This window comes from Paractinoplanes toevensis (genome assembly GCF_018332695.1).
GTDB lineage: Bacteria > Actinomycetota > Actinomycetes > Mycobacteriales > Micromonosporaceae > Actinoplanes > Actinoplanes toevensis.
This window is the reverse complement of the sequence record NZ_BOQN01000051.1, coordinates 42,543-59,848: the sequence shown is the minus strand read 5'-3', so window position 1 is coordinate 59,848 and position 17,306 is coordinate 42,543. Positions and strand designations below refer to the sequence as shown.

At 71.9% G+C, this 17,306-nt stretch carries 16 protein-coding genes; 7 read left to right on the top strand and 9 right to left on the bottom strand.

Annotated features, from left to right (window positions below; all coding sequences use genetic code 11):
* Window positions 1-14: 14 nt before the first annotated feature.
* Genes Ato02nite_RS19295 through Ato02nite_RS19285 form a run of 3 tightly spaced genes read right to left on the bottom strand, consistent with a single transcriptional unit; the run spans window position 15 to window position 2,265 of the window.
* Window positions 15-707, bottom strand: a complete 693-nt coding sequence (locus Ato02nite_RS19295) for a CoA-transferase subunit beta (RefSeq protein ID WP_213007959.1) — start codon at window positions 705-707, stop codon at window positions 15-17.
* Entirely contained in the window at window positions 704-1,531 is an 828-nt protein-coding gene (locus Ato02nite_RS19290) for a CoA transferase subunit A (protein WP_213007958.1), read from the bottom strand. Before Ato02nite_RS19290 ends, Ato02nite_RS19295 begins: the two co-directional genes overlap by 4 nt.
* A complete protein-coding gene (locus tag Ato02nite_RS19285) occupies window positions 1,528-2,265 on the bottom strand; it encodes an enoyl-CoA hydratase family protein (RefSeq protein WP_213007957.1) in 738 nt (245 codons plus the stop codon). The genes Ato02nite_RS19290 and Ato02nite_RS19285 overlap by 4 nt, the downstream gene beginning before the upstream one ends.
* A gap of 46 nt (window positions 2,266-2,311) precedes the next feature.
* On the opposite strand from Ato02nite_RS19285, the gene Ato02nite_RS19280 reads away from it, so the two are divergent.
* The gene (locus Ato02nite_RS19280; protein ID WP_246607203.1) at window positions 2,312-3,358 is read left to right on the top strand and encodes an SDR family oxidoreductase; all 1,047 of its coding nucleotides are present in this window, start codon (window positions 2,312-2,314) and stop codon (window positions 3,356-3,358) included.
* A gap of 34 nt (window positions 3,359-3,392) precedes the next feature.
* A complete protein-coding gene (locus Ato02nite_RS19270) occupies window positions 3,393-4,901 on the top strand; it encodes an aldehyde dehydrogenase family protein (RefSeq protein ID WP_213007956.1) in 1,509 nt (502 codons plus the stop codon).
* Here the strand turns inward: Ato02nite_RS19270 and Ato02nite_RS19265 are convergent, their stop codons facing one another.
* From Ato02nite_RS19265 to Ato02nite_RS19250, 4 genes are read right to left on the bottom strand one after another with little or no spacing between them, the layout of a single operon-like run.
* Window positions 4,902-5,354, bottom strand: coding sequence for a pyridoxamine 5'-phosphate oxidase family protein (locus Ato02nite_RS19265; RefSeq protein ID WP_213007955.1), 453 nt, complete (start codon window positions 5,352-5,354; stop codon window positions 4,902-4,904).
* On the bottom strand, window positions 5,354-6,265 hold the full coding sequence (locus Ato02nite_RS19260) for an SDR family NAD(P)-dependent oxidoreductase (RefSeq protein ID WP_213007954.1): 912 nt from the start codon (window positions 6,263-6,265) through the stop codon (window positions 5,354-5,356). Before Ato02nite_RS19260 ends, Ato02nite_RS19265 begins: the two co-directional genes overlap by 1 nt.
* A gap of 1 nt (window position 6,266) precedes the next feature.
* Complete coding sequence (locus tag Ato02nite_RS19255) at window positions 6,267-7,019, bottom strand: glucose 1-dehydrogenase (protein WP_213007953.1); 753 nt, start codon at window positions 7,017-7,019, stop codon at window positions 6,267-6,269.
* Window positions 7,020-7,047: 28 nt separating this feature from the next.
* Window positions 7,048-7,653: a TetR/AcrR family transcriptional regulator gene (locus Ato02nite_RS19250; RefSeq protein ID WP_213007952.1), complete on the bottom strand. Its 606-nt coding sequence runs from the start codon at window positions 7,651-7,653 to the stop codon at window positions 7,048-7,050.
* Window positions 7,654-7,736: 83 nt separating this feature from the next.
* On the opposite strand from Ato02nite_RS19250, the gene Ato02nite_RS19245 reads away from it, so the two are divergent.
* From Ato02nite_RS19245 to Ato02nite_RS19225, 5 genes are all read left to right on the top strand, one after another.
* Window positions 7,737-8,825 carry a Zn-dependent alcohol dehydrogenase gene (locus Ato02nite_RS19245; protein ID WP_213007951.1) on the top strand — a complete coding sequence of 363 codons (1,089 nt, stop codon included), beginning with the start codon at window positions 7,737-7,739 and terminating at the stop codon, window positions 8,823-8,825.
* Between the two features lies 1 nt (window position 8,826).
* Window positions 8,827-9,870 (top strand): LLM class F420-dependent oxidoreductase, encoded by a 1,044-nt coding sequence (locus Ato02nite_RS19240; protein ID WP_213007950.1) that lies wholly within the window; start codon window positions 8,827-8,829, stop codon window positions 9,868-9,870.
* Between the two features lie 62 nt (window positions 9,871-9,932).
* The gene (gene kstD / locus Ato02nite_RS19235; protein ID WP_213007949.1) at window positions 9,933-11,675 is read left to right on the top strand and encodes a 3-oxosteroid 1-dehydrogenase; all 1,743 of its coding nucleotides are present in this window, start codon (window positions 9,933-9,935) and stop codon (window positions 11,673-11,675) included.
* 1 nt (window position 11,676) lies between these two features.
* Window positions 11,677-13,236, top strand: a complete 1,560-nt coding sequence (locus Ato02nite_RS19230) for a GMC oxidoreductase (protein WP_213007948.1) — start codon at window positions 11,677-11,679, stop codon at window positions 13,234-13,236.
* Window positions 13,237-13,282: 46 nt separating this feature from the next.
* Complete coding sequence (locus Ato02nite_RS19225) at window positions 13,283-14,311, top strand: LacI family DNA-binding transcriptional regulator (protein ID WP_213007947.1); 1,029 nt, start codon at window positions 13,283-13,285, stop codon at window positions 14,309-14,311.
* Here the strand turns inward: Ato02nite_RS19225 and Ato02nite_RS19220 are convergent.
* Window positions 14,294-16,015, bottom strand: a complete 1,722-nt coding sequence (locus tag Ato02nite_RS19220; RefSeq protein WP_246607202.1) for a glycoside hydrolase family 2 protein — start codon at window positions 16,013-16,015, stop codon at window positions 14,294-14,296. The genes Ato02nite_RS19225 and Ato02nite_RS19220 overlap by 18 nt on opposite strands.
* Window positions 16,012-17,304, bottom strand: a complete 1,293-nt coding sequence (locus tag Ato02nite_RS19215; protein WP_213007946.1) for a family 1 glycosylhydrolase — start codon at window positions 17,302-17,304, stop codon at window positions 16,012-16,014. Before Ato02nite_RS19215 ends, Ato02nite_RS19220 begins: the two co-directional genes overlap by 4 nt.
* Window positions 17,305-17,306 lie beyond the last annotated feature (2 nt).

Below are 17,306 nucleotides of genomic sequence, written 5' to 3'. Positions count from 1 at the left end.
GGTGAGCCGGGTTCTCACCGGATCTCCTTTTCCCGCCGGCCGTCCGGGTCGAGCCGGTCGCGGATCAACGCCGACTCCGACGCCGTGGGTGAACGGGTGACGGGTACCTCGACCGGCACGGTGAGCGGGAAACCGGTGGCCGCCTGGACCTCCGCGACGGACACGCCGGGATGCACCGAGCGCAGCCGCATGGACCGGTCGGGCGTGGCGAAGTCGAGGACGGCCAGATTTGTCACCACCACCCGGATCTCCACCGCACCCCGGTCGTGGCCGACGCCGCACACCATGTCGACGTGGTCGACGAACACGCGCGGCTCGTGCCGGGGCACCCAGTAGCTGGTCGTGTGGTTGACCGTGTTGCCGGGTGCGCCGCGCACGCCGAGCAGCTGCCGGGTGGGGCGGGACCAGTCGCCGACGCAGGAGATGTTCTGGTTGCCGAAGCGGTCGATCTGGCTCGCGCCCATCATCACGTGCCGGGTGCCGGCCGCGACGACGCCGAACACCGCGCGGTACGGGAGCCAGCCCTCCACCTCGTCGCCGTACGTCAGGGTGGCCTCGCCGTCGCTGAGCACCAGCGACGGCGCGAAGGTGAGCTGCGCCAGCTGGGCGCCGAGCCGGGGGATCAGGCCCATCGGGGAGGCCAGCAGCGCGCCGTCACCGCGCCAGGCCTCGGCGCACGCCACCACGCAGACGTCGGCCCGGGTCATCGCGCGGCCACCGCCTTCTGGTAGTGCTCCTCGTCGCCGTCCAGGTAGGTGGCGCGGAAGCGATCCCAGTCGGCCGTCGCGTATTCGCGCTGGAATCCCTCGTCCCGGTCGTAATCGGGGACGCAGCTCGTGAAATGCGCGCCGTGCGGGGTCTCCACCACGCCGTCGACCATCATCCGGTTGAGCAGCAGGCCCTGCGGCGGTCCGCCGTCGACCAGCTCCGCGGTGCTGACCAGCCGCTCGCAGGAGACGTAGCGGCGGCGGGCGGCCAGGCAGAACAGGTCGTCGAAGTACGGGTCCGGGCCGAGATAACGCGCGTTGCCGCGCCTATCGGCGCGATTCAGGTGGACCAGCGCGGCGTCCAGGGTCACGGCCGGCATGGCGATCAGCTCGCTGCCGTCCGGGTACGGCGAAAGCACGGTTCGCAGATCTGGATTGACTCGTGGCACGTCCGAACCGAGACCGGCCCGGATCGGCAGGAACGGCAGTCGGTTGGCCGCCGCGAGCAGTCCCCAGTAGAGCATCCCCTCGTCGTACTCGGTCAGCTCGATCGTGCCGCGCTGGCGGGCCTGCCGGAAGTGCGGTTCGAGCGGGATGCTGTCGAGCGACACGAAACCGGTGACCACCCGCCGCACGCAGCCGGCCGCGACCAGCAGCCCGACGTCCGGCCCGCCGTAGGAGACCACGGTGAGGTCGCGCAGGCCGGCCCGGCAGACGGCCCGGACGAGCGCCATCGGCTTGCGGCGCGACCCCCAGCCGCCGATGCCGACCGTCATGCCGTCCCGCAGCTCGGCGACCACGTCGTCGACCGTCATCACGGTCATGCGCCCTCCACGAATCTCTGCCGGGCGCGGTCGCCGGCGCCGTTGAGGTTGAGCTCGAACGTGAAGCCCTGCTCGAACCGGTACGACCGCTTCACGTCGACCGGGTCGATGCCGTTGAGCGCCTCCTTGGCCCGGCGGATGACCACCGGGTCCTTGGCCGCGATCTCGCCGGCCACCGCCCGCGCGGCGGCGCGCAGCCGGTCTTTCGGCACGACCTCGTGGACCGTGCCGAAACGGTGCAGGTCGGCGGCGGTGACCGGGCGGCAGGTGTAGACCATCGCCCGCATCAGCTGGGGTGGCACCAGGCGGGCCAGGTGGGTGGCCGCGCCGAGTGCGCCCCGGTCGACCTCGGGCAGGCCGAAGGTGGCGTCGTCGGCGGCGACGATGAGGTCGGCGTTGCCGACCAGGCCGATGCCGCCGCCGAGGCAGAAGCCCTGCACGGCGGCGACCAGCGGGACCGGGCAGTCGTAGACGGCGGCGAACGCGGCGGCGCAGCCCCGATTGGCAGCCAGCAGCACGTCATGGCCGGCGGAGTGCTGCATCTCCTTGATGTCGACGCCGGCGCAGAAGCCGCGGCCCTCGGCCGACAGCACGACCACCCGGGTCTCCGGGTCGGTGCCGGCCGCGGTGACCAGCTCGGCGATGGACAGCCAGCCGGCCGCCGGCACCGCGTTGACCGGCGGGAAATCGATCACCACCTCGGCGACCGGGCCGCGCTCCAGATGTACGCCCATGCGGCGAGGCTAACCTAGCGCTTGCTTGGTCGGCTAGCATTCGTCGATGGACCCACTCGACTTCACCGGCCGCGCCGTGGTCGTGACCGGCGGAACGCGGGGGATCGGCGCCGCGATCGCCGCGGCCTTTCTCGCGGCCGGCGCGCGAGTGCTGGTCTGCGGCCGCACCCCACCCGATCCGTCGGCCGCCGCTGATGCCGATGCCCGCGATTCGGTGCGCGCGGACAATTTCGACAGGGAGGCTGTGGGCGACGGGGGTCGGGTGTCTGATGTCGACAGGGCGGGTGCGCGCGACGGGGGTCGGGTGCCTGATGTCGACGGGGCGGGTGCGCGCGACGGGGGTCGGGCGCCCGATTTCTTTCGATCCGACGTGCGCGACCCGGCGCAGGCCGCCGCGCTCGTCGAGGCCGCGGTCGCCCGGCTGGGGCGGATCGACGTGCTGGTCAACAACGCCGGCGGGGCGCCGCCCGCGCCGGCCGCGACGGCCTCGCCGAGGCTGCACGCGAAGATCATCGAGCTCAATCTCCTCGCGCCGTTGCATGTGTCGCAGGCGGCCAACGCGGTCATGCAGCGGCAGCCCGGCGGCGGCGTGATCCTCATGATCGGCAGCGTGAGCGGCACGCGGCCGTCGCCCGGCACCGCCGCCTACGGCGCGGCCAAGGCCGGCCTGCACCACCTCGCGACCACCCTGGCCGCCGAATGGGCGCCGGCGGTGCGGGTCAACAGCGTGATCCCCGGGCCGGTGGCGGAGGCCGAGCCCGACTCCAGGGCGGTGGCGGGTGCCGGGCCCGATTCCAGGTCGGCGGTGGGGGCCGATTCCGGGCCGATGGCGCCGGCCGGGCCCGATTCCGGGGCGGCGGCGCAGATCGGACCGGACGCCGGGGTGGGCCTCGGGCTCGACCCGGAGGCGGTGACGCGCACCGTGCCGTTCGGGCGGCCCGCGACCGCGGCCGAGGTTGCCGGGGTCTGTCTGCTGCTGGCCTCGCCGTTGGCCTCCTATGTGTCCGGAGCGGCCCTCGCCGTGCACGGCGGTGGGGAGTGGCCGGGCTATCTGGCGGACCTGCGGGCCGCGGCGTACCCTGCGCAGAAATAGAACGTGTTTCAATTCCCCGTACCGGAGGTGCCGGATGGTTCTCTCGATCAAGACGAGGCGGGACGCGGTCGGCCTGAGCACCGGCGAGCTGCTGATCGACGGCGTGTGGCGGCCCGCGGCCGACGGCCGCACCTGGACCCACCAGCACCCGGCCACCGGGGAGCAGGTCGGCGACTTCGCGGTGGCCACGGCGGCCGACGTGGACGCGGCCGTGCGCGCCGCCCGCCGCGCCTTCGATGAAGGATCGTGGTCGCGGTCCCGGGCCAAGCAGCGGATCACCGTGCTGCGCCGGACGGCCGACCTGATCCGCTCGCACACCGACGAGCTGCGCACGCTGCAGGCGCTGGACAACGGCGTGCCGCTGACCTTCGGCGACGAGTACGCCATGTCGATCGAGTGCGTGGCCGACGTCTTCGACCACCACGCCGGCTGGGTCGACAAGCTGGCCGGCGAGACGCTGCCCGGCTACCAGGGCGGCGACCACCTGGTGATGACCCTGCGCGAGCCGGTCGGGGTGGTGGCCGCGGTGGTGCCGTGGAACGGCCCGCTGCTGCTGGCCGCGCAGAAGATCGCCCCGGCCCTCGCGGCCGGCTGCACCGTGGTGCTCAAGCCGTCGGAGTTCGCGACGTTCGCGGCGCTGCGACTGGCCCGGTTGCTCGAGGAGGCCGGGCTCCCGGCGGGCGTGCTCAACGTGGTGACCGGCCCGGGTGACCCGACCGGCGAGGCGCTGATCACCCACCCGCTGCTCGACAAGATCACCTTTACCGGTAGCCGGGCCGTCGGCAAGCGGGTGCTCGCGGCCGCGGCCGAGGGGATGAAGCGGGTCAGTCTCGAACTCGGCGGCAAGAGCCCGTCGATCGTCTTCCCGGACGCCGAGGTGTACGCGGCCGCGACCCTCACCATGGGCACCGTGACGCTCGGCCTGTCCGGGCAGGCGTGCGTGGCGCACTCCCGGGCACTGGTCCACCGGGACGTGTACGACGAGTTCCTGGCCATCGCCGAGGGCATGACCACCCTGGTCACCTACGGCGATCCGTTCGACCCGGAGGTCACCGCCTCGCCGCTGATCAACGAGCGACAGCTGGAGCGGGTGCTCGGCTACATCGAGCGCGGGCAGGCCGAGGGTGCCCGGCTGGTGTGCGGCGGCGGGCGGCCGGACGGTGAGCTGGCGGCCGGCAACTTCGTCGAGCCGGTCGTCTTCGCCGACGTGTCCAACGACGCCACCATCGCCCGCGAGGAGATCTTCGGGCCGGTGCTCGCGGTGGTGCCGTTCACCGACGAGGACGAGGCGATCCGGCTGGCCAACGACACCTCGTACGGGCTGGCCGCCACCGTCTACACCGCGGACGTCAAGCGGGCGATCCGGATGGCGCGCGCGGTACGGGCCGGGACGGTCGGCATCAACGGTTACCAGCTCGAACCGCACGTGGCGTTCGGCGGGTTCGGGCAGTCGGGGCTGGGGCGCGAGGGCGGGCGCACGGCGATCGAGGCGTACACCGAGGTCAAGACCGTCCTGATCCCGACCGGCGACGAGATGATGTGATCAGCCGGCCAGGCGCCGGTGGTCCCAGCTGACCACCCGGCGCGGCTCGACCAGGTAGGCCGACCGCTTGGTCGCCGCGTGCGCGACGTAATCGTCGAGCACCGCGGCGTCCTGGCCGGCCATCCGCGCGGCGACCAGGCGGCCGATCTCGGTCACCCCGGCCAGGTCGTCGATCCGCCGCACCTCGCCGGCGATCTGCACGCCGCGCAGCTCGAAGTAGTCGTCGCCGTCCTCGACCAGGCAGGTCACCCGGGGGTCGCGGGCCAGGTTGCGGGCCTTCTGCGAGGCGCGGTAGGTCCAGAACGCGATCCGGCCGTCGAGCATCGCGTAGAACATGCTGATCAGGTGCGGTGTGCCGTCCGGGTTGATGGTGGCGAGCTGGAGTTTGCGGCCGCCGTCCAGGAGCTTCTCGATGTCGGCGGTGGGCATGGAGACGGTGTCGCGCTGTTTCATCAGTCCTCGCCGAGAGTCGAAGCAGCCAGCGGCAGTGTTTCCGAGCAGACGAAGCCGGGCTGCGGCGGGTCGGCGGTGAACACCTTGCCCAGCGTGGCGTCCAGCTCGTCGACCGTCCACTGGTCGCCCGAGGCGTGGAAGGCGGCCCGCACGGTCGGCGGGCCGAGCAGCGCCACCATGTCGCCGTGCGCCACGAAGACCTCGCCGGTGATCCGCTCACCGGCCGGCCCGGCCAGGTAGATGACCAGCGGGGCGACGCGGGCGGGGGAGAGGGGGTCGGGGCCGTCCGGTGGTGCGCCCATCAGCGACCCGGTCATCGCGGTGCGGGCGCGCGGGCAGATGGCGTTGGCGCGCACCCCGTAGCGGGCGCAGCCGCGCGCGGTGGCGAGCGTGAGCGCCACGATCCCGCCCTTGGCGGCCGCGTAGTTGGGTTGCCCGGCCGAGCCGAGCAGGAATGCCTCCGAGGCGGTGTTGACGATCCGGGCGTACACCGGCCGGTTGTTGATTTTGCTCTGTGCCCGCCAATGGGCGGTGGCGAGGCGGGTCGTCACGAAATGGCCGCGCAGGTGCACCCGGATGACGGTGTCCCACTCCTGTTCGGACATCGAGAAGACCATCCGGTCGCGCAGCACCCCGGCGTTGTTGACCAGGATGTCGAGGCCGCCGAATCCACCGACTGCCGTGCGCACCAGCAGTTCGCCGGTGGACCACTCGGCGACGTCGCCGGGGCAGATCGCGGCCTCGCCGCCGGCCGCGCGGATGTGCTCGGCCACCCGGTCGAGGGCCGGACCGGGCAGATCGTTGAGCACGACGCGCGCGCCCGCCGCGGCCAGCGCGGATGCCTCGGCCGCACCGAGCCCCTGGCCGGCGCCGGTGACGATGGCCACGCGGTCTGCCAGAACCCCGGGCATCTCAGTACCCCGGCCCGGCGAGGAGCCCGCCGTCGGCGACGAACTCGGCGCCCGTGGTGTAGGACGACTCGTCCGAGGCGAGGAACGCGACCAGGCGGGAGATCTCGATCGGCTCGGCGAACCGGGCGATCGGCAGTGCCTTGAGGAACGCGGCCGGGTCGACGTCGGTGAGGTGCTCGGCGGCGGCGATCGCCATCGAGGTCATCACCCCACCGGGGTGCACCGAGTTGACCCGGATGCCGGCCGGCCCCAGCTCCTGCGCGGCGGACCGGGTGATGCCCCGGATGCCGAACTTGCTGGCGCTGTAGGCGGACAGGCCGGCCGCGCCGGCGAAACCCTCGATCGACGACACGTTCACGATGGAGCCGCCGCCGGCCGCGATCATCGCGGGCGCGGCGAAGTGCACACCGAGCCAGCAGCCGACCAGGTTGACGTCGATGACCTGCCGGAACACGGCCGGGTCCATCTCGGCGATCGGTCCGTGCCGCAGGATGCCGGCGTTGTTGACCAGCACGTCCAGCCGGCCGTGGGCGGCCTGGACCGCGGCGAGCGCGGCGGTCCAGTCGGCCTCGCTGGTCACGTCGTGGTGAACGTAGTGGCAGCCGAGGCCGTCGGCGACGGCCTGGCCGCGGTCGTCGAGGACATCGCCGATCACCACCCGGGCGCCCTCGGCGGCGAAGTGCCGGGCATGCGACTTGCCCATGCCACGGGCGCCGCCGGTAATGAGTGCCACCTTGCCGTCCAGTCGGCCCATCGCACCTCCCAAGCGCTTGCTTGGGAGACTAGCGCGCGTTGATGCCGTCGAAAAGCAGGCGCAGCAGACCGTCGACGATCTCGTCGGTCTTCCAGGACTTACCCCGGCTCTGCTTCCACGAGGTCGGGATCCACAGGATGTCGCGCAGCAGCCGGTAGATCAGCCGGGCGTCGAGGTCGGCCCGGAACTGCCCGTCCCGCTTGCCCCGCTCCAACTGGTCGATCCAGGTCTGCTCGATCTCCCTCATCGCCGTGCGCAAATAGGCGAAGCGTTTCTGGGCGCTGAAGTAGGCCCAGTCGTTCTGCAGCATGGTCAGGGCGGCCCGGTGCCGGCTGAGCGCGGCCGTGCTGAAGCGCACCATCCGCTCGATCGCGACCCGTGGGTCGTCGGTGCCGGCGACCGCTGACCGGTAGCCGCCGACCACGTCGTCGAGGAACTCGCGGAGGATCTCGTCGCCGATCGACTCCTTGGAGTCGAAGTGGTGGTAGAGACTGCCGGAGAGGATGCCGGCGGCGTCGGCGATCTCGCGGACCGTGGTGGCCCGGAAACCCTTCTCCGCGAACAGGTCGGCGGCCAGCCGGATCAGATGCGTGCGGCGCTCCGACGGTGGCGCGGCCTTCTTCGTGGTTGTCACCGGCCGATCCTACTTGCCCAAACGCTTGCTCGGTCCTAGCGTAGAACGCGTTCTAGTTCTGCCGACGAACGAGGGGTGGCGAGATGCGGGCCGCTGTGCTGCACGACCTCGGCGAGAAACTCGACGTTCGCGACGACGTGACCGTGCTCGGGCCCGGCCCGGGCGAGATCCGGATCCGGGTGCGCGCGGCCGGTGTCTGCCATTCCGACCAGTCCGCCCGCGACGGTGGGTTGCCCCAGCCGATGCCCGCGGTGCTCGGCCACGAGGCGGCCGGCGACGTGCTCGAGGTCGGCGACGGCATCGACGACCTGACGGTGGGCGACCGCGTCATCGTCAACTGGCTGCCGTCCTGCGGCACCTGCGCCGAGTGCGTGCGCGGCCTGCCGTTCCTGTGCATGACCCACGTCATGACCGGGTACGCGATGCCCCGCTTCATGGCCGGCGACCTGCCGGTGTTCGGGATGGCCGGCTGCGGCGCCTTCGCCGAGGAGATGGTGGTGCCGCGGATCGGTGCCGTGCGCATCGACGACGACGTGCCCTACGAGGTGGCCGCGCTGGTCGGCTGCGGCGTGATGACCGGGGTGGGTGCCGTCGTCAACACCGCGAAACTGCGGCCGGGGGAGACCGCGGTGGTCATCGGCTGCGGCGGGGTGGGCATCTCGGCGATCCAGGGCGCCCGGCTCTCCGGCGCCGCGCAGATCGTCGCGGTCGACACCGTGCCGGAGAAGCTCGCGGTGGCCCGCCGCTTCGGCGCCACCCACGCGGTCACCCCCGACCGGCTGAGCGACCTGGTCACCGAGATCACCGGGGGAGAGGGATTCGATTACGCCTTCGACGTGGTCGCCCTTCCGCAAACCTTGCGTACGGCGTGGTCCGCGGCCCGTCGCGGCGGCACCGTCGTCGTGGTCGGCGCCGGCCGGGCCGAGCACCAGGTCGAGTTCAACCCGTTCGAGCTGCTCTTCGAGGGCAAGAGCATCATCCCCTCGCTCTACGGCTCGGCCTATCCGCCGCGCGACTTCCCCCGGTTGATCGCGCTGTGGCGGGCCGGCCGGCTCGACCTGGAGGGCATGGTGAGTCACCGCCTGCGCCTCGAACAGGTCGACGACGCGCTCGGCGCCCTCGGCCGGGGCGACGTGATCCGCCAGGTGATCGTGTTCGACCCGAGCGCCTGACATGCGACTGGGCATCCAGCTCGGCTACAGCGGGGAGGGTTTCGCGCACGCGGTCGAGGAGGTCGTCGAGTTCGAGGCGGCCGGCGCCGACCTGGTCGTGGTGCCCGAGGCGTACAGCTTCGACGCCGTCAGCCAGCTCGGCTACCTCGCCGCCCGCACCGGCCGGATGCAGCTCGCGTCCGGGGTGATGCAGCTCTTCACCCGCACGCCGACGCTGACCGCGATGACCGCGGCCGGCATCGACTACGTCTCCGGCGGGCGCTTCTCGCTCGGTCTGGGCGCCTCCGGGCCGCAGGTGATCGAGGGCTTCCACGGCGTCACCTACGACGCGCCGCTCGCCCGCACCCGTGAGGTGGTGGAGATCTGCCGGAAGGTGTGGCGCCGGGAGACCCTCGTGCACGAGGGGAAGCACTACCGCATGCCGCTGCCGGGCGGGCTGGGCAAACCGCTCAAGCTCATCAACCGGCCGGTCCGCGACCGCATCCCGATCCTGCTGGCCGCCATGGGGCCGCGCAACGTCGCGCTGGCCTCCGAGATCGCCGAGGGCTGGCAGGCGCTCTTCCTCGACCCGGCCGCGCTCGACCGGGTGTTCGGGCCCGCGCTCGCCGAGGGGCGGGCCCGCCGCGATCCGGCCCTCGGGCCGCTCGACATCATGGTGCCGCTGCCGTTCGCGGTGGCCGAGCCGACCGAGGCGCTGCTGGCCCGGCACCGGGCGCAGCTCGCGCTCTACATCGGCGGGATGGGCGCGCGCGGCCGCAACTTCTCCAACGATCTCGTCCGCCGGTACGGCTACCCGGACGAGGCCGCCGCGATCCAGGAGCTGTACCTGAGCGGCCGTCGCGCCGAGGCGGCCGCCGCCGTCCCGGAACGCCTGGTGCGCTCGACCGCCCTGGTCGGCCGCCCGGCCGAGTTGCGCGACCGGGTCGCCGAGCTGGCCGCCGCCGGGGTCACCACGCTGCTGGTGTCCCCGCTCGCCGCTACCCGGGCGGAACGAGTCAAGGATCTCGCCGAACTGAAACATGTTCTCATAAACGTATCCCTTTGACAGGGCGGGCTCAGCGGCCTGATAGTAGAACACGTTATAGCTCCAACGTCCGAGGAGCTTCTATGTCCGCTCACCTCAAACGGCGCCAGGTCCTCACCGGCGCCGCCGCCATCGGAACCGGCCTGGTCGCCGGTTCGTCCGCGCTGGGCAGTCCGGCGCGGGCTGCCCAAGCGGCGTACGACGTCGTGGTCATCGGCTGTGGCGCCGCCGGGATGACCGCGGCCCTGCGCGCCGCCAAACGCGGGCTCAGCGTCCTGGTGGTGGAGAAGGCGCCGACCTTCGGCGGTTCGGCCGCCCGCTCGGGGGCCGGCATCTGGATCCCCAACAACCAGGTCATCCTCGCCGCCGGGGTGCCGGACACGCCGGCCAAGGCGACCAGTTACCTCGCCGCCGTCGTCGGCAGTGACGTCCCGACCGCGAAGCAGCGGGCGTTCCTCGACAACGGTCCGCCGATGATCTCCTTCGTCATGGCGAACAGCCCGCTGCGGTTCCGCTACATGGACGGCTACTCCGACTACTACCCCGAGCTGCCCGGCGGCATCGCGCGCGGGCGCTCCATCGAGCCGGACCTGTTCGACGGCAAGCTGCTCGGTGCGGAACTGGCCAACCTCAACCCGGCCTATCTGGCGACGCCGCCCGGCCTGACCGTGTTCAGCGCCGACTACAAGTGGCTGAACCTGGCGCTGGTCAACGCGAAGGGCACGGCCGTCGCGGCCGAGTGCGTCGCGCGCTACACGGCGGCCACCCTGGCCGGCAAGACACCGCTGACCATGGGGCAGGCGCTCGCCGGAGCCCTGCGCGCGGGACTGGCCGCCGCGGGCGTGCCGGTCTGGCTGAACACGCCGCTGACCGATCTGCAGATCGCCCCGAGCGGCCGGGTCACCGGCGTCGTCGTCACCCGCAACGGGGTCGCGACCGGCATCACCGCCAACCGGGGTGTCCTGGTCGCGGCGGGCGGATTCGAGCACAACCTCGCGATGCGGCTGGCCTATCAGCAGCAGCCGATCGGCGTCGACTGGACCGTGGGCGCCAAGGAGAACACCGGCGACGGCATCCAGGCCGGGCTGCGCGCGGGCGCGGCCACCGACTTCCTCGACGACTCGTGGTGGGGGCCGGCCATCCCGCTGCCCGGGGAGCCGTACTTCTGCCTGGCCGAGCGCACCCTTCCGGGCAGCCTGATCGTCAACGACGCCGGGGTGCGTTTCGTCAACGAGGCCGCGCCCTACAGCGACGTCGTGCACGTCATGTACGCCAAGCAGGACATCCCGTCCTGGCTGATCTTCGACCAGAACTACCGCAACCGGTACCTGTTCCGGGACGTCGCGCCCCTCCTGCCGTTCCCGGCCGAGTGGTTCTCGTCGGGGGCGGTCGTCAAGGACTGGACGCTCGGCGGACTGGCCGCCAAGATCGGGGTCCCGGCCGCCGCGCTGTCCGCCACCGTCTCCCGGTTCAACGGGTTCGCCCGCAGCGGCAAGGACACCGACTTCCACCGCGGCGACAGCGCGTACGACCACTACTACACCGATCCCGCGGTCACCCCGAACTCCTGCCTCGCCCCGCTCTGGCTGGCGCCGTACTACGCCTGCAAGCTGGTGCCGGGTGACCTCGGCACCAAGGGCGGCCTGCGGACCGACCCCCGCGCCCGGGTGGTGCGCGCGGACGGCACGGTCATCCCCGGCCTGTACGCGGCCGGCAACTCCAGTGCCGCGGTGATGGGCCACAGCTACGCCGGAGCCGGCTCCACCATCGGACCCGCGATGACGTTCGGATACATCGCGGCCGACGATCTCGCCGACGGAGCCTGAGATGGTGCGCCGGCGCACGTTGATGAAGGCCGCCGCGCTCGGGCTGCCGCTGGCCACCCTGGCCAACGACGACCACGTGCCCGCGCTGGTCATCGGCAGCGGCTACGGCGGCGCGGTCGCCGCGCTGCGCCTGACCCAGGCCGGGATCGCGACCGTCGTCGTCGAGATGGGCATGGCGTGGAACACGCCCGGCTCGGACGGCAAGGTCTTCTGCGGCATGCTCAGCCCGGACCAGCGGTCGTACTGGCTGCGCACCACCACCGATCAGCCGCTCGGCTACTTCCTCGGCATCCCCGTCAACAAGTCGATCGCCAGATACACCGGGGTGCTGGACTCGGAGAAGTTCCCCGGCATCCGGGTCTACCAGGGCCGGGGCGTCGGCGGCGGCTCGCTGGTCAACGGCGGCATGGCCGTGGTGCCCAAGCGCGACTACTTCGCCCAGATCCTGCCGTCGGTCGACGTCGCCTCGATGTACGACACGTACTTCCCGCGGGCCAACGCGGCGCTCGGCGTCAACGCCATCGACCCCGCCTGGTTCGAGACCGCGGACTGCTACCAGTTCGCCCGGGTCAGCCGCGATCAGGCCAAGGCCTCCGGCTACGCGACGACCTTCCTCAACAACGTCTACGACTTCGGCTACATGAAGCAGGAGCAGGCGAATACGGTGCCGCGGTCGGCGCTGGCCAGCGAGGTCATCTACGGCAACAACTACGGCAAGCGGTCGCTGGACAAGACCTACCTGGCCGCCGCGGCCGCCACCGGCCGGCTGACGATCACCGCCCAGCACGCGGTCACCGCGGTCGCACCGGCCGCCGCCGGTGGCTATTCGGTGACGATGAACCAGCTCGACACCGCCGGGGCCACGGTGGCCACCAAGACCGTCCGGGCCGATCGGGTGTTCTTCGCGGCCGGCAGCGTCGGCACCAGCAAGCTGCTGGTCGCGATGCGGGCCCAGGGCAGGCTGCCGAACCTGCCGGCCGCGGTCGGTCAGGGCTGGGGCAACAACGGCAACGTCATGGTCGCCCGGGCCAACCACATCTGGAACACCACCGGTGCGCTGCAGTCCGGCATGCCGGCCATGGGCATCGACAACTGGGCCGACCCGGCCGGGCCGGTCTTCGCCGAGATCGCCCCGTTCCCGGCCGGCACCGAGCTGTGGATCAGCCTCTACCTGGCCATCACCAAGAACCCCAACCGGGCCCAGTTCAGCTGGAACTCCTCGACCGGCGCGGTCGGGCTGAGCTGGCAGACCGCGCAGAACCAGCCGGCCGTCAACGCGGCCAAGCGGGTCTTCGACACCATCAACAAGGCCCAGGCCACCGTCTACCGCAGCGACCTGTTCGGGCCGAACAAGGTCTGGGGCGACGACCTCACCTACCACCCGCTCGGCGGTTGCGTCCTCAACCAGGCCACCGACAACTACGGCCGGCTGCCCGGCTACCCCGGGCTGTACGTGGTGGACGGCTCGCTGATCCCCGGCAGCACCGGGGTCAACCCGTTCGTCACGATCACCGCCCTCGCCGAGCGCAACCTCGAGAGGATCCTCACCACGGACATCTGACCGCACCCACCCCGCTACGATTAATCGATCAAGCGGGGGAGGCGTGGTGGCCAGGAGTGCGACGGGCAAGCGGGTCACGTTGCGGGACGTCGCGGCCCGGGTCGGCATCACCCCGGCGGCGTGCTCGATGGCGCTGGCCGACAGCGACCGGATCAGCCCGGCCACCAAGGAGGCCGTCCGGCTGGCCGCGGCCGAGCTCGGTTATGTGGGCAGTTCGGCGGCACGGGCCCTGCGCAAGCAGCGGGCCGGCGCCATCGCCCTGATCGTCCCCACCACCTCGCGGCACGTGTTCGGGCACAGCTACTTCATGCACGTGCTCAGCGGCGTCACCTCGGTGGCCAACGACCACGACACCCAGGTGCTGATCGCCACCAACGCCGACACCGCGCGCGGGCTCACCGCCTACGAGCGGGTGATGCGCTCCAACAGCGCCGACGGCGCTGTCCTGACCAGTGCCGCGATCGAGGACGAGACCGTTGACCGGCTGCTGGCCAGCGGGCTGCCGCTGGTGCTGATCGGCAACTTCCCGCAGCTGACCGACGCGATCACGATCGGCGTGGACGACCGGTCGGCCTCCCGGGCCGCGACCGAGCACCTGATCGAGGTGCACGGCCGGCGTCGCCTGCTGCACCTGACCGGGCCGCTCGACCATCAGACCGGGGTCGACCGGCGCGACGGTTTCCTCGACGCCGTCACGGCGTACGGCATCGGGGCGGACGCGATCGTCCTGGAGGGCGATTTCAGCGAGGAGCGCGGGCGCGAGCTCGTCGACGGGCTGGAGGACACGTTCGACGGGATCGTGGCGGCCAACGACGACATGGCCTTCGGCGCGCTGACCGCGCTGCGCGGGCGCGGCCGCGACGTGCCGGGGGATGTCGCGCTGATCGGCTTCGACGACTTCGGACTGTCCCGGGTGACCACCCCGGCCATCTCCACCGTGAGTGTTCCGGCGGAGGAGATGGCCGTGGCGGCGACCGAGCGGCTGCTGAAGCTGATCGACGGCGGGACCGCCGAGTGGACCCGCCGGGACGCCGAGGTCAGCTTCCGCTTCCGTCAGTCATGCGGTTGTGCCTGACACGATCGACCGGATCAGCGCGGGGTCCAGCTTGGGCTTCCGGTCGGCGGTGAGCAGGCCGTTGGCCTCCTGCATGGTGTCGGTGAGCTGGGTGTAACAGGTGCCGGCCAGCTCGGGCGACGCGCGCAGCGCGGCGTAGAGCGCGGCCAGCCGCTCCGCGAACTGCTCGGGCGACTCGGCCGCCGTGTAACCCCAGGACGCCGCGCCGTCCGGCGCGAACTTGATGCCGCCGAACTCGGTCAGCATCAGCGGGGCGGACGGCAGAATCGGATCGCGTACGCGCATCCGCCGTCCCGCCGGGCCGATCCCCTCGGCCAGGCGATCGCGGGCCCCCGGGCCGTAGCGGTCGCGCAGGGTGGCCGGATCGTCGTCGTAGTCGTGCACGGACAGGATGTCGGAGCCCACGTGCTCCCACCCGTCGTTGGCGATCACCGGCCGGGTGCCGTCGACGGCGTGGGTCAGTTCGTACAGCCCGCGGACGAACGCGGCCTGGCGTGGGTCGTGCGCGACGTGCTGGATGCCCCAGCTCTCGTTGTGCGGCACCCAGGTGATGATCGACGGGTGTGAGCGGTCCCGCTCCAGCACCTCCAGCCACTCGCGCGTGGTGCGGGCCACGGCGGTGGGGGAGAACTCGTAGGCGGCCGGCGCCTCACCCCAGACCAGCAGGCCGAGCCGGTCGGCCCAGTACAGGAACCGGGGGTCCTCGACCTTCTGGTGTATGCGCGCGGCGTTGAAGCCGAGGCTGAGGATGAGCCGGACCTCGTCCTCGAGGGCCTGCTCACCCGGAGCGGCCAGGTGGGACGAGGGCCAGAAGCCCTGGCTCAGCACCGATCGCAGGTAGCAGGGGCGGTCGTTGAGCAGGAACTGACCGTCGGCCACGGCGGTGGACCTCAGCCCCAGGTACGAGGCGACCTCGTCCCCGCCGACCCGGACCGTCGCGTCGATCAGGGTGGGCCGCTCGGGCGACCAGAGCAGTTCCTCGTACGCCTGCCCGTTCTGCTGGCCGGGCAGCGTGATCGTGGCGACCGTGCGCTGCCCGGCGACCGGAACCCGGACCGCGCCGAGCAGGGAGTCGTGCCACAGCTCGATCTCGCACGACGTGCCCGGCGGCGGGGGCTGGTTGAGCCCGATCTCGGCGCGCACCGTCGCGGTCGGCAGGTCGGCCGTCCAGTGCAGGCTCTCCACGGCCACCGCGGCGGTCGCCTCGAGCCACACCGGCTGCCAGATCCCGGAGGTCCGGTCGTACCAGATGACGTGCGCGTCGCGCCGCCAGTCCTGTTTGCCCCGCGGCTGCCCGACGTCGGCGGCGCGGTCCTCCGCCCGTACCGTCAAAATTTGATCTTGATCGGGTTTCAGATGGTCCTGCACGTCGAAGCCGAACGGGGTGTGACCGCCCTCGTGGTCGCCGAGCTTGGCGCCGTTGAGCCAGACCGTGCAGCGGTAGTCGACCGCGCCGAACCGCACCACCAGCCGGGGTCGCAGCTCCGGGTCGTACCCGGCGGCGACGATGGTGTCCCAGGGGACGTCGCGCTCGTACCAGAGGACGTCGTGAAAGCCGGTGTCCCCGATACCGGAGGCGGCGGACTCGGGCGGGAACGGCACCACGATGGTCCGGCTCCAGCTGTCCGGTTCGTAGTCGAACCGCCACTCGCCGGACAGGTCGGCCCAGTGTTCACGAACCAGTTGCGGACGAGGAGTCGTCATGCGCTGGTCTCCTTCCGGTACGCCGTGGAGGCCTCGGTCTCCGACCGGAGCAGTTCTCCGTCCACGGTCTCGGTGACGTGCAGCAGTCCCATCCGCCGCAGGAACGGCGTGACACCCTGGGCCACGTCGGCGTACACCTCGGCGGTCGGGGTGGCGCCGCTGCCCGGGTCGAGCATGAACTCCTCGACGTTGCGGCCACCGGAGGCATAGGACCAGTCGACGAAGTCGAGCAGCGGCCACCAGGTGTAACCGCGGATGTCCAGGCCCTGCTCGCGCAGCCGGCGGACGGCCGCGATGGAGTCCTCGGCCCACCGGCGGCGGGTGTTCTCGTCGCCCTCGATGCTGGTCTCGGTGATCGCCATCGGCAGGCCGTAGCGGTCGTGGGCGGTCCGCAGCGCGTACTCCAGTCCCTCGGCCCACCGATTGGCGGTGACCTGCCGGACCTGCCCGTCCACCTCCTCGATCACCCGCGGGGTCAGATCGGGGTAGTAGTTGACGCCCAGGATGTCGATCCGGGGAACCTCGGTCCGGAAGCGATCGAGATCGGTCGCGCCCTGCGAGACCAGCCAGTCGTGCAACGAGTGATCGGAGTCGACCCGGCCGAGCAGCAGGTCGGTCGGCAGGTGCCCGATCCCGGCCAGCAGCGCGGCGTGGCCGGCCAGCGAGTCGTCGGCCGACGAATACATGCTGGCCGCCTCGACGTGCACGATCACCGCGTCCGGGTTCGCCGCCCGCACCCCGGCGATGGTCCGCCGGATGCCCTCGACGATTCCCATCGTCACCCGGGTCCAGCCGGTCCAGCCGGTCAGCGCGGGTGGCCACACGCCGCGCAACCCGCAGAACGACGCGGTGGTCAGCGGCTCGTTCAATGGCGTCAGATGGTCGACGACACCGCGGTAGCGGGCGGCGAAAGCGGCCGCGAACTCCGCGATCGCCGCCGGGTAGCGCGGGTCGGCGAAGGCGCTGTCGAGCCAGGTCGGCGTCCCGTAGTGGACCAGGTCGGCGATGACGGTCAGGCCCAGCTCACCGGTGGCGAACCGGAGCCGCTCGTCCAGCTCCGACCAGTCGTAGACGCCGGGGGCCGGGCAGATCCGGGGCCAGCTCACGCCGTACCGCAGACCGCCGGCGCCGAATTCGGCGGCCGCGACCATGTCGTCCCGCCATCGGGCGTCATGGCCGGTCAGCGCGTGCTCGTCGAGCCGGGTCATGCCCGACGCGCCGGGCGGATAGACGCAGGTGTCCTCGATGCCCAGCAGCCACTGGAGATCGCCGGGGGAGAAGAATGGCACCG